The 12,560-nt window shown below is 71.0% G+C and carries 10 protein-coding genes; 4 read left to right on the top strand and 6 right to left on the bottom strand.

What is annotated here, in order from left to right; all coding sequences use genetic code 11:
• Positions 1-63: 63 nt before the first annotated feature.
• Positions 64-1,068, bottom strand: a complete 1,005-nt coding sequence (locus tag ACFW16_RS11435; RefSeq protein ID WP_380304910.1) for an aldo/keto reductase — start codon at positions 1,066-1,068, stop codon at positions 64-66.
• Positions 1,069-1,170: 102 nt separating this feature from the next.
• Between ACFW16_RS11435 and ACFW16_RS11430 the strand changes: the two genes are divergently transcribed.
• Entirely contained in the window at positions 1,171-2,067 is an 897-nt protein-coding gene (locus ACFW16_RS11430) for a LysR family transcriptional regulator (protein WP_380304908.1), read from the top strand.
• 7 nt (positions 2,068-2,074) lie between these two features.
• Here the strand turns inward: ACFW16_RS11430 and ACFW16_RS11425 are convergent, their stop codons facing one another.
• The 4 genes from ACFW16_RS11425 to ACFW16_RS11410 form a co-directional block, all read right to left on the bottom strand.
• The gene (locus tag ACFW16_RS11425; protein ID WP_380304907.1) at positions 2,075-2,962 is read right to left on the bottom strand and encodes a fatty acid desaturase; all 888 of its coding nucleotides are present in this window, start codon (positions 2,960-2,962) and stop codon (positions 2,075-2,077) included.
• Positions 2,963-3,302: 340 nt separating this feature from the next.
• On the bottom strand, positions 3,303-3,884 hold the full coding sequence (locus ACFW16_RS11420) for a DNA-3-methyladenine glycosylase I (RefSeq protein ID WP_380304905.1): 582 nt from the start codon (positions 3,882-3,884) through the stop codon (positions 3,303-3,305).
• Positions 3,881-4,894: a D-cysteine desulfhydrase gene (locus ACFW16_RS11415; RefSeq protein WP_380304903.1), complete on the bottom strand. Its 1,014-nt coding sequence runs from the start codon at positions 4,892-4,894 to the stop codon at positions 3,881-3,883. The genes ACFW16_RS11420 and ACFW16_RS11415 overlap by 4 nt, the downstream gene beginning before the upstream one ends.
• A 186-nt stretch (positions 4,895-5,080) precedes the next feature.
• On the bottom strand, positions 5,081-6,874 hold the full coding sequence (locus ACFW16_RS11410) for an ABC transporter ATP-binding protein (protein WP_380304901.1): 1,794 nt from the start codon (positions 6,872-6,874) through the stop codon (positions 5,081-5,083).
• A 299-nt stretch (positions 6,875-7,173) separates the two neighbouring features.
• On the opposite strand from ACFW16_RS11410, the gene ACFW16_RS11405 reads away from it, so the two are divergent.
• Positions 7,174-8,244 (top strand): glycosyltransferase family 4 protein, encoded by a 1,071-nt coding sequence (locus ACFW16_RS11405; protein WP_380304899.1) that lies wholly within the window; start codon positions 7,174-7,176, stop codon positions 8,242-8,244.
• Between the two features lie 31 nt (positions 8,245-8,275).
• Here the strand turns inward: ACFW16_RS11405 and ACFW16_RS11400 are convergent, their stop codons facing one another.
• Entirely contained in the window at positions 8,276-9,361 is a 1,086-nt protein-coding gene (locus tag ACFW16_RS11400; protein WP_380304897.1) for a LacI family DNA-binding transcriptional regulator, read from the bottom strand.
• Positions 9,362-9,492: 131 nt separating this feature from the next.
• On the opposite strand from ACFW16_RS11400, the gene ACFW16_RS11395 reads away from it, so the two are divergent.
• Both ACFW16_RS11395 and ACFW16_RS11390 read left to right on the top strand, forming a co-directional pair.
• A complete protein-coding gene (locus ACFW16_RS11395) occupies positions 9,493-11,133 on the top strand; it encodes an alpha-glucosidase family protein (RefSeq protein WP_380304895.1) in 1,641 nt (546 codons plus the stop codon).
• A 127-nt stretch (positions 11,134-11,260) separates the two neighbouring features.
• A complete protein-coding gene (locus ACFW16_RS11390; RefSeq protein ID WP_380304893.1) occupies positions 11,261-12,538 on the top strand; it encodes an ABC transporter substrate-binding protein in 1,278 nt (425 codons plus the stop codon).
• Positions 12,539-12,560: the final 22 nt, after the last annotated feature.

Genomic DNA, 12,560 nt, shown 5'->3' with positions numbered 1-12,560 from the left:
CCGCCCGCGCCAGGGCCGATCGCCGCAGGGCTGGGTTTCCGAATGCGGCGACGGCCGATCCGCTCACCCGCGCCTTTCGCTGTCCAGGCTGGCCATGCCGTGCGCCGGATAGCGGTCGCCGGCGGCGGCGCCCTTGGGCACGGCCTGCTCGATCCGGGCCAGGTCGTCCGGGGTCAGCGCCACGTCGGGCGCGCCCAGCGCCTCGGCCAGCTGGTCGCGGCGGCGGGAGCCGACCAGGGGCACGATGTCCCGGCCCTGCGCCGCCACCCAGGCGATGGCGATCTGGGCGACGGTGACGCCCTTGGCCTCGGCGATCGCCCGCAGCGCCTCGACCAGCGCCAGGTTCCGCTCGACATTGCCCTCCTGGAAGCGCGGGCTGTGGGTGCGGAAGTCCCTGGCGTCCGTGCCGTCCTTGCGCCAATGGCCGCTGATCAGGCCGCGCGACAGCACGCCATAGGCGGTGATGCCGATGCCGAGCTCGCGGCAGGTCGCCAGGATGCCGTCCTCGATGCCGCGCGAGACCAGCGAGTACTCGATCTGCAGGTCGACGATCGGGTGCACCGCGGCGGCCCGGCGGATCGTCTCCGGCCCGACCTCGGACAGGCCGATGTGGCGGACATAGCCGGCCTGCACCATCTCGGCGATGGCGCCGACCGTGTCCTCGATCGGCACGGTGGGATCGAGGCGGGCCGGACGGTAGACGTCGATGTGGTCGACGCCGAGCCGCTGCAGCGAATAGGCCAGGAAGTTCTTCACCGCCACCGGACGGCCGTCGAAGCCGGTCCAGCCGGCGGCCGGGTCGCGCATTCCGCCGAACTTGACGCTGAGGATGGCGGCGTCGCGCTTCGAGCTGGCCCGCAGCGCCTCGCCGATCAGCATCTCGTTGTGGCCGGAGCCGTAGAAGTCGCCGGTGTCGATCAGGGTGATGCCGGCATCGAGCGCGGCGTGCAGGGTGGCGATGCTCTCGGCCCGGTCGGCCGGGCCGTACACGCCGTGGGACATGCCCATGGTGCCGAGGCCGAGGGCCGAGACCTGCGGGCCGGTGGCGCCGAGCGGATGGGTCTGCATGGTGTGCTCCGATGGGAGGAAGGGTCCGACGGAGAATATGAGGGACCGCGGTCCGTGCGATAATCCGGCCAATACCGAACAAGCCGTGCGGAAAACCGAACGATGTCCAACCCCGACCTCTCCGACCTCGACGCCTTCGTCGCCGTCGCCCGGGCCCGCGGCTTCCGCGGCGCGGCGGCGCGGCGCGGCGTCTCCGCCTCCTCGCTCAGCGACGCGCTGCGGCGGCTGGAGGCGCGGCTGGGCGTGCGCCTGCTGAACCGCACCACCCGCAGCGTCACCCCGACCGAGGCCGGGGAGCGGCTGCTGGAGCGGCTGGGCCCGGCGCTGGGCGAGATCGCCGGGGCGCTCGACGCCGTGACCAGCGCCCGCGACAGCCCGACCGGGACGCTGCGGCTGAACGTGCCGACGATCGTCGGCCGCCACATCCTGCCGCCGATCGCGGCCCGGTTCCTGGTGGCGCATCCCGGCATCCGGCTGGAGGTGACCGCGGAGGACAGCTTCGTCGACGTGCTGGCCGAGGGCTTCGACGCCGGCATCCGCTACGAGGAGCGGGTCGAGCGCGACATGATCGCCGTGCCGATCGGCCCGCGGGTGCAGCGCTTCGTCATCGCCGCCGCCCCGTCCTACCTCATGGCGCGCGGCCGGCCGCTTCATCCGAAGGACCTGCTGGACCACGCCTGCATCCGCCACCGCTTCGCCAGCGGCCGGCTGGCCGGCCTGGAGTTCGAGCGCGACGGCCAGATCATCCGCATCAGCCCCGACGGCCCGCTGATCGCCAACGCGCTGGAGATGGAGGTGGCGGCCGCGGTCGCCGGGCTGGGCGTGATGAGCACCTTCGAGGAGGTGCTGCGGCCGCATCTCGACAGCGGCGCGCTGGTGCCGGTGATGGAGGATTGGTGGCAGAGCTTCTCCGGCCCCTTCCTCTACTATCAGAGCCGGACCCACATGCCGCCGCCGCTGCGGGCGTTCGTGGATTTCATCAAGGCCGAGCGGAGATGAGGGCGGATCAGGCCAGCGTCCGGCGGATCTCCGCATGCGCCGCCGGATAGCCCGGCGACAGCACCGCGAGCCGGCCGGAGACCAGCGCGTGCATCCGCGGCAGGGCGTGGAACGGCACGCCGGGCGCCAGGTGGTGCTCGGTGTGGTAGCTGGCGTTCCAGAACAGGGTGCGCAGCACCAGCCCGGCCAGGGTGGTGCGGGTGTTGGCCCAGCGGTCGTCGCTGCGGACGCAGCCGGAATGCTCGGCCAGCAGCACCCAGCGCAGCAGCGGCTGCGCCAGCACCACCGGCCCGACCCAGAGCAGCAGGGCCAGGGCGCTGCCGGCGGCGAGGCTGATGGCCGGCACCGCGGCGTAGAGCAGCAGGTAGATACGGGCCTCGGCCGCCACCCGCGGGCGGTCGGCCGCCGGAATCCAGGGCGAGCGGTCGCGGCCGGCCGCGGTGCGCAGCAAGCCGAGGATCTGGCTGGCCCAATAGGGCAGGCCGGTCAGGATCAGCCAGTAGCGGCCGCGGGTCAGCGGCCTGGCGCCGATCAGCTCCGGGTCGCGCTTGGGGTCCTGGGTGTGGCGGTGATGCGCCATGTGGAACAGGCGGAAGCCCTCCGGCGGCAGCACCAGCAGGAAGCCGATCACCCAGCCGGCCAGCCGGTTCAGCCAGAGCGAGCGGAACGGCGTGCGGTGGGTGGTCTCGTGCAGCGGGCTGAACAGGGCGATCTCGGCGGCGCCGAGCAGCGCCATGGCCGGCCAGACCCACAGGCTGCCGCGCGCCGCCAGCACCAGGACGACGCCGGCCGCGATCAGCCCGAGATGCCGGGCCAGCGCCTGAAGGCCCGCTGCGTCCGACCGCCGGGACAGCGCCTTCAGCGCCTCCGGCGGCAATGCCCTGGTCTCCGCCATGCCCCATCCTCGCGCCGGGCGGCGGTGGGGATCAAGTGGAGTGGCGACCGACACGACAAAAGGTTTTTAGAGCCCTTTTGGAAATGCTACTGGCGCGGCCGTCTGATGGCGGTTTCTGCGCTTCCGGTGCTCACGGACCCAAACGTCCGCTGCGCGCCGGTTCTCGAAACCACCACCAGCCGACTCACGCCAGCGCATTTCCAAAAGGGCTCTTAGATCAAAGCTTCCAATTTGAACTGTCATGCCCGGGCTTGACCCGGGCATCCAGGGAGCGTCGACACCTTCTGGATTGCCGGGTCAAGCCCGGCAATGACAATAGAATTGGAGTTCGGCTTCTCAGCTAAGCCTTTCCGAACTCCGGATGGCGGAAGCAGCCGACCATGTGGTCGTTGACCAGCCCGGCGGACTGCATCAGCGAATAGCAGACGGTGGAGCCGACGAAGACGAAGCCGCGGCGCTTCATGTCGCGGCTCATCCGGTCGGAGAGCTCGCTGGTGGCCGGCATCTCGGCATGGGCGGCCCAGCGGTTGACCAGCGGTTCGCCGCCGACGAAGGACCAGAGGTAGCGGCCGAAGCCGCCCTCGGCCTCGATCACCGCCAGCGCCGCCCGGGCGTTGGTGCGCACGGCGGTCAGCTTGGCCCGGTTGCGGATCAGCCCGGCATCGGCCAGGAGCGCCTCGATCTCCCCGTCCGCCATCGCCGCCACCCGGGCGATGTCGAAGCCGTGGAAGGCGCGGCGGTAGTTGCCGCGCCGCTCCAGCACCAGGCGCCAGGAGAGGCCGGCCTGGGTGCCCTGCAGGCTGAGATTCTCGAACAGGGCGCGGTCGTCGCGCTCCGGCGTGCCCCAGTCGTGGTCGTGATAGGCCAGCATCGCCGGGCCGCCGGCGGCCCAGCCGCAGCGCGGCAGATCCGGATCGCTCATTCGCCCCAATGGATCGGAAAGGTCTCGGGATAGGCGAAGAGCGCGGGCGCGCCGCCTGTGTGCAGGAACACCACCACATCGTCGGGCCGGAAGCGGCCGGCGCGGATGCCGGCGATCAGCCCGGCCATCGCCTTGCCGGTATAGACCGGGTCGAGCACGATCGCATCGCGGCTGGCGGCCAGCTGCAGCGCCTCGACCATGCCTTCCGTCGGCAGGCCGTAGCCTTCGCCGACCACGCCGTCCTCCAGCACCAGATCCTCCGGCGCCAGCGGCGGAACCACGCCCAGCAGCCCGGCCCCGGCCTTCACCAGCCCGGCGACCTTCGGCCGCTGCTCCGCCGAGCTCCGGCTGATGCAGTAGCCGATCGCGGGGGCCGTGCCGCCGCCGAGGGCGAGGCCGAGCGCGAGGCCGGCCTGGGTGCCGCCGCTGCCGCTGGCCAGCGCCACATGGGTGAAGGCGACGCCCTGGTCGCGGCCCTGCCGCAGCAGCTCCTGCGCCGCGTCGACATAGCCCATCAGCCCCAGTGCGTTGGACCCGCCGACCGGGACGACATAGGGTGCGCCGCCCTCCGCCCGGCACTGCTCGGCCGCGCGCGCCATCTCGGCATCGGGGTCGGCGGTGCCGGGGTGCAGCTCGATGCGCGCCCCAAACAGCTCGTCGAGCAGCAGGTTCCCGCTGCTGTGATAGGACGGGTCGCGCCCGGCCACCGCGTCGGTCAGCACCAGGATGCAGTCGAGGCCCAGCCGTGCGGCCGCCGCCGCGGTCTGGCGGGCGTGGTTCGACTGCGGGCCGCCGGCGGTGATGATGGTGTCGGCGCCCAGGGCCAGCGCGTCGCCGAGCAGGAATTCCAGCTTGCGCACCTTGTTGCCGCCCAGCCCCAGGCCGGTGCAGTCGTCGCGCTTGATCCAGAGCTGCGGGCCCCCCAACGCCTCGGTCAGCCGCGGCAGCGGCTCCAAGGGCGTCGGCGCGTGCTGCAGGCGGAGGCGCGGCAGCTGGTCGAGCGGTGGCATCGGCGTTGATCCCCAAGCGCGGCCCGCGACGGCCGCTTCCGGGGTGAATAGCATGGCGGGGCCACGGTGCGAACGGTCGGACCGCGCCTCAGCTTCGTAGGTTGGGCTCGCGACCGCGAACCCAACACCGGTTCAGGAGGCGCGATGTTGGGTTCGCTACGCGAACCCAACCTGCGAGGGCAGCCCCTACGCCGCATGCGCCTCTTCGGCGTGCCCCAGCTGGCGCTGCAGCAGGGTGCGGTAGACGCCGGGGCGGGCGGCCAGGGCGGCCGGCGTGCCGGTGTCGACCACGCGCCCCGCCTCCATCACCACGATCCGGTCGAAGCGCTGCAGCGTCGACAGGCGGTGGGCGATGGCGATCACCGTGCGGCCCTGCATCAGGTCGTCCAGGGCCTCCTGCACCGCGCGCTCCGACTCGCTGTCCAGCGCCGAGGTCGCCTCGTCCAGCAGCAGCACCGGCGCGTCCTTGAGGAAGGCGCGGGCGATGGCGATGCGCTGGCGCTGGCCGCCCGAGAGCTTGACCCCGCGGTCGCCGACCACGGTGTCGAAGCCTTCCGGCAGCGCCTCGATGAATTCGCGGCAATGGGCAGCCTCGGCCGCGGCCAGCACCTCGGCGTCGGTCGCGTCCGGCCGGCCGTAGCGGATGTTCTCGCGCACGCTGCGGTGGAACAGCGAGATGTCCTGCGGCACCACGCCGATGATCTGGCGCAGGCTCTCCTGCGTCAGGTCGCGGATGTCACGCCCGGCCACCTCGATCCGGCCCAGGCCGACGTCGTAGAAGCGCTGCACCAGGGTCAGCACGGTCGACTTGCCGGCGCCGGACAGGCCGACCAGCCCGATCCGCTCGCCAGGCTCGATGCGCAGGTCGAAGCCGTCCAGGATCGGCGCCCGCTTGGGATAGGCGAAGCGAACGCCCTCGAAGGCGATCGGCACCCCGCCGCCATGCTTGGGCGCGGCCAGCGGCTCGGCATGCGGCGCGTCGGGCAGGTCGTGCGGCACCAGCAGGCTCGAGATCGCCTCCGACAGCCGGGCGATGTGCTGGGTCAGGTCGACCAGCGCCACCGCGAGGTCGCGGGTGCCGTGCAGGATGGCGAAGCCGAGCGAGCTGACCAGCACGATGTCGCCGGGCGTGGCCCGGCCCGCCTGCCACAGCAGCAGGGCCCAGCCGAGCAGGCCGGCGGTCAGGATGCCGGTGATCGCGGCATGAATCAGCCGCAGCCGCTCCATGTAGCGCAGGCTGCGCTGGCGGGCGGACAGCTCGACCCCGATGCGGTCGGCCAGCCGCTCCTGCTCGCGGAAGGTGGCGCCGAACAGCCGCACCAGGCCCATGTTGCCGATCACGTCGACCAGCTCGCCGTCGACCTTCGCCGCCTCGGTGGCGTAGCTGCGGTGGATCGGCCCGCCGCGCTTGGCCAGGTGGTAGATGAACGCCGACAGCGCCGCCGCGGCCGCGACCAGGGTGCCGGCCATCACCGGGTCGACCGAGGCCAGGACGCAGATCGCGCCGACCAGCGCCAGGGCCGGCGGCAGCACGTTCCAGGAGAAGGTGTTCTCGGTGATGAAGATGGCGTTGGCGGTGGCCGAGACCCGGCCGGCGACCATGCCGGGCAGCCGGTCGGCGAAATAGCTCGGCGCGTGGCCGGTCAGGTGCCGGAACAGGTCGCGGCGGACCGCGCCGGTGACCGCGACGAAGGCCCGGGCGGCGACCCAGCCGCCGACCCGCCACAGCATGTTGTCGGCCAGGATCAGCCCGACCAGCAGGCCGTAGGCCAGCCAGATCGCCCCGGAGGCGCCGAGGGCCAGCACGTCGACCAGATGCTTGATCGCGTATTGCGAGCCGATGCCGCAGGCGACTGCGGCGACGACCGAGGCGATCACCACCGCATGCGATGCGGCCTCCTGCCGCACATAGTGCAGGATGAAACCGATCGGCCGGTTGCGGAATCCCTCGAGAGTGCGAGTCTGCGTGGACGCCGTCATGTCCATCAGATCCCCTGCGTTGTCTTCATCCACCACGGACGGCGTGTTTCCGCCGCCTTGAGAGTCCTGGCGCACCACACCGACAGATGACAATGCATCGCTGCACTGCACCTGATCTGCGCGCACCCCACAGAACATTATCGAACCGGAGTCGGAACCTTTTGCCGTTCCGATTGTCTGTGGTCATCGAGTGCCCGTTGCCGCGGAAGCACCTGAAGAAGAGCAGCGCCGCATTGCTGCGCCGCAGCGCCGCCGGTGATGTCAGACAAACCCCCATCTGCGGAGGGAGTTCCATCCACATGCGAATCGCGCAGGTCGCCCCGCTGTTCGAAGCGGTCCCCCCCAAGCTCTATGGCGGCACCGAGCGCGTCGTGTCCTTTCTCACGGAAGAGCTCGTCGCCCTCGGCCATGACGTCACATTGTTCGCCAGCGGCGATTCCGTGACCTCCGCCAGGCTCGAAGCCTGCTGGCCGCGCGCGATGCGGCTCGACGCCTCGGTGCGCGACTGGATCGCGCCCCATATGCACATGTTCGAGCAGGTGTATCGGCGGTCGGACGAGTTCGACATCGTCCACTGCCATCTCGACTATTTCCCGTTCTCGCTGTTCAGCCGCGGCGACGTCCCGTTCGTGACCACGCTGCACGGCCGGCTCGACATGCCCGAGCTGCATCCGATGTTCGAGACCTTCTCGCATGTGCCGGTGGTCTCGATCTCGGACGCCCAGCGCCGGCCGATGCCGAAGGCCGGCTGGATCGCCACCGTGCATCACGGCCTGCCGGCGCAGCTGCTGGCGCCGGTGCCGGCCGAGCGCGGCTATCTCGCCTTCCTCGGCCGCATCGCGCCGGAGAAGCGGGTCGACCGGGCGATCGAGATCGCGGCGAAGAGCGGCCTGCCGCTGAAGATCGCGGCCAAGGTCGACAAGGCCGACCAGGAGTATTACGACGCCGAGATCAAGCCGCTCCTGGCCCGGTCGCCGCATGTCGACTTCATCGGCGAGATCGACGATTCGCAGAAATCGGCCTTCCTCAGCGGCGCCATCGGCCTTTTGGTGCCGATCGACTGGCCCGAGCCCTTCGGCCTGGTGATGATCGAGGCGATGGCCTGCGGCACGCCGGTCGTGGCCTACAACCGCGGCTCGGTGCCGGAGATCGTCGACGAGGGCGTCACCGGCTTCATCGTCGAGGACGAGATCGGCGCGGTGGCGGCGGTGCAGCGCCTGCCCGAGCTGTCGAACGCCCGCATCCGTGAGGTCTTCGACCAGCGCTTCACCGCCCGCCGCATGGCCCAGGACTACCTCTCGATCTACGAGGGCCTGCAGGCGGTCGAAGCGCCGAAGAAGCCCGCGGTGCTGCGCGCGGTGGCGAACTGACGGAAAAGGGTTGGGCCGCTGTTCGGCCCTCTCACCCCGGCGGCCGGGTCGAACCGCGCACCACCAGCTCGGTCGGCAGCAGGTGGCGGTCGGGCGGGATCGCGGCGCCGTCGGCGACGGCGTCGAGCAGCAGCCGGGCGGCGGTGGCGCCCTTGTCGAACAGCGGCTGGCGGATCGTGGTCAGGGCCGGCCGCACCAGCGCCGCGCGCGGGATGTCGTCGAAGCCCGCGACCGACAGGTCCTCCGGCACCCTGAGGCCCAGCGACCGCGCCGCCTCGATCGCGCCGATCGCCAGCCGGTCGGACATCGCCAGGATCGCGGTCGGCCGGTCCGGCCGGCGCAGCAGCGACAGCGCGGCGCCGCGGCCATGCGCCTCGCTCGAGGCCGGCCGCTCCTCCACCGGCACCGAATCCGGGTCGATGCCGGCCGCGGCGATCGCCTCGACATAGCCGTCCAGCCGGTCGACGCTGGTGCGGAAGGTCATCTTCGTCCGCCGCGCGGCGTCGAGCGGCCCGACATAGCCGTCGACCGCCGATTCCAGCGTGATGATGCCGAGACGGCGGTGGCCGAGCCCGACCACATGCTGCGCCACCCGCCGGGCGGCGCCGCGGTCGTCGATGCCGACGAAGGCCACGCCGTCCGGCACCTGGTTGTCGATCGCCACCACCGGCAGGCCGCGGCGCAGCAGCGGCGTCCAGGCTTCCGCCCCGTTCAGGAAGCCATAGACCAGGAAGCCGTCGACCGCGGCGCGGTGGATGGCGCTGCGGCTGGCCGGGCTTTTCACCGCCGGCAGGATCAGGAGGCCCGAGCGCGCCTTCTCGCAGGCGCTGGCGATGCCGCGCAGCATGCCGACCGCCGCCGGATCGTCGAAGGCGAAGGGCAGCGTCTCGTGGAACAGGAGGCCGATCGCCTCCGCCTTGCCGGTGCGCAGCATCCGCGCCGCCGGGTTCGGCCCGTGCACCCCCATCGCCCGGGCAGCCGCCATGATTCTGTCGCGTAGCTCGGCCGACAGCTGGTCCGGCCGGTTGAAGGCGTTCGACACGGTGGTGCGCGACACACCGACCGCCGCCGCGATGTCCAGCAGCGTGCCCCGCCGCTTCTCCGGTCCGTCCGTCATGGGACCACCCTAAAGTCTCCCTCTTGATCGATCAAGAAAGGACCGATACTGTAAAAACTGAATGCATTCAGACGACCGCGACGCAGCGGCAGTTCGCGGCTCGGATGCAGGGGGACACGCGGAGGGGACGAATGCGCGAATGGTGGCGCGGCGCGGTGATGTACCAGATCTACCCGCGCAGCTTCCTGGACACCAATGGCGACGGCATCGGCGACCTGGCCGGCATCACCGCCAAGCTCGACTACATCGCCGATCTCGGCGTCGACGGGATCTGGATCTCGCCCTTCTTCACCTCGCCGATGAAGGATTTCGGCTACGACGTCTCGGATTACTGCGACGTCGACCCGATGTTCGGCACGCTGGCCGATTTCGACCGGCTGGTCGAGAAGGCGCACGCCCTGGGGCTGAAGGTGATCATCGACCAGGTGATCAGCCACACCTCCGACCAGCATCCCTGGTTCGCCGAGAGCCGGGCCGATCGCGACAACCCCAAGGCCGACTGGTTCGTCTGGGCCAACCCGAAGCCGGACGGCAACCCGCCGAACAACTGGCTGTCGATCTTCGGCGGCTCGGCCTGGCAGTGGGACACCCGCCGGCGCCAGTACTACATGCACAATTTCCTGACGCAGCAGCCCGACCTGAACCTGCACAACCCCGAGGTGCAGGAGGCGGTGCTGGCGGCGCTGGAGTTCTGGCTGCGGCGCGGCGCCGACGGCTTCCGCCTGGACACCGCCAATTTCTATATGCACGACCGGCTGCTGCGCGACAATCCGGGCAAGCCGGCCGACCGGGCCCCGACCGGGGACGAACGGGCGGACAACCCCTACTACATGCAGCTGCATCTCCACGACAAGTCGCAGCCCGAGAACCTGATGTTCCTGCGCCGGCTGCGCGCGCTGATGGACCGCTATCCGGACAGGATGGCGGTGGCCGAGATCGGCGACGACGACCCGATCGGCCGGACCGCGGAATACGTCCAGGCCGACCTGCTGCACACCGCCTACAATTTCAGCCTGCTGAACGAGAATTTCAGCGCGGCGCATATCGCCGCGGCGCTGACCGCCTTCGAGGCGGCGACCACCGACGGCTGGCCGTCCTGGGCCTTCTCCAACCACGACGTCAAACGCGTGCTGACCCGCTGGGGCGGCGCCGCGGCCGACCCGCGGCTGGCGCCCCTGCTGATCGCGCTCCTGACCTCGCTGCGCGGCACCGTCTTCCTGTACCAGGGCGAGGAGCTGGGCCTGCCCGAGGCCGAGGTGCCCTACGAGAAGCTGCAGGACCCGTACGGCATCACCTTCTGGCCGGACTACAAGGGCCGCGACGGCTGCCGCACGCCGATGCCATGGCAGGCCGAGGACCGCCAGGCCGGCTTCTCCGCCGCCGAGCCCTGGCTGCCGATCCCGGAGGCGCATCGCCGCCTGGCCGCGGGCGTCCAGGCCGGCGACCCCGACTCGACCCTGGCCTTCACCCGCCGGTTCCTGCGCTGGCGCCGCACCCGCCCGGCCTTCGCCGCCGGATCGCTGCGTTTCCTCGACACCGCCGACGGCGTCCTGGCCTTCGAGCGGCGGCTGGAGGACGAGCGCACCCTCTGCGTCTTCAACCTGACCGGCGAGACCCGGATCTGGACCGCACCTCCGGCCGAGATCGCGCCGACCGACGCGCCCGGGCTGGGGGCGAAGCTGGACGGCGGCCGGGTGGCGCTGCCGCCCTATGCCGCCTTCTTCGGCGCCCTGGCGGCCGAGGCGGTGCAGCCGGAACGAAGCGCGGCCTGACAACGTTCGGTTCAAGAATAATTTCGTTTCGACTCGCCAGGGGCCGTCCTGGCGAGTCACCCTTTGCCCAAGACGAGCGCGGGGGACCCGCCCGGTCTTCCCGCTGCCACAAGCAGAAGGAGGAGACATGTCGAGGAGCGCCATCCTTCCCCTCACCCTCGCGCTGGTCCTGACGGGCACCGTCGCCCACGCGGCAGGGGTCACGGTCACCATATCCTGCGGCTCGGCCGGCGCCGAGCAGCCGCAATGCCAGCAGGGCGTCAAGGCCTGGGCCGAGAAGACCGGCAACACGGTCAAGGTCGTCGCCGCGCCGCAATCGACTTCGGACCAGCTGGCCCTCTACCAGCAGATCCTGACCGCCCAGTCCGGCGACATCGACGTGTTCCAGATCGACGTGATCTGGCCCGCCATCCTCGGCAGCCACTTCATCGACCTGAAGCCCTATGCCGACCAGGCCGCGATCGGCCAGCACTTCCCCACCATCATCCAGGGCCTGACCATCGACGACCACCTCCTGGCCCTGCCCTGGTTCACCGATGCCGGGCTGCTGTATTACCGCCAGGACCTGCTGGACAAATACAAGCTCAAGGTGCCGGAGACCTGGGCCGAGCTGACCGAGAGCGCCAAGACCATCCAGGACGGCGAACGGCAGGCCGGCAACGACCGCTTCTTCGGCTTCGTCTTCCAGGGCCGGGCCTATGAGGGGCTGACCTGCGACGGGCTGGAATGGGTCGCCAGCTTCGGCGGCGGCACCATCGTCGGGCAGGACGGCAAGATCACCGTCAACAACCCGCAGGCGGCCAAGGCGCTGGATCTCGCCGCCTCCTGGATCGGCACGATCGCCCCGGACGGCGTGCTGAACTACATGGAGGAAGACGCCCGCGGCGTGTTCCAGTCCGGCAACGCCGCCTTCATGCGCAACTGGCCCTACGCCTATTCGCTGGTCAATTCCGGCGACAGCCCGGTCAAGGGCAAGATCGCCACCGCCCCGCTGCCGAAGGGCGACGGCGAGGGCGCCCGCCACGCCGCGACGCTCGGCGGCTGGAACCTGGCGGTGTCGAAATACTCGGCCCATCCGAAGGAGGCCGCCGACCTGGTCCTGTACCTGACCGGCAAGGAGGAGCAGAAGCGCCGCGCCATCGACGCCACCTTCCAGACCACCATCCCGGCGCTGTACGACGACCCCGAGGTGCTGAAGGCCCAGCCCTTCTTCGCCCAGCTGAAGGCCGCCTTCGAAAGCGCGGTCGCCCGGCCCTCGGCGATCACCGGCGAGCGCTACAACGAGGTCTCGACCCTGTTCTGGAACGCGGTCCACAACACCCTGTCGAAGCAGGGCGACGGCGCCGCCAACCTGGCGCAGCTGCAGAAGGAGCTGAACCGGCTGAGCCGCGGCGGCCGCTGGTGAGGGCGCGGGCCGGCGGGCGCCG

The sequence above is a fragment of the Inquilinus sp. NPDC058860 genome, assembly GCF_042743185.1.
GTDB lineage: Bacteria > Pseudomonadota > Alphaproteobacteria > DSM-16000 > Inquilinaceae > Inquilinus.
This window is presented reverse-complemented; position numbering and strand designations above follow the sequence as displayed.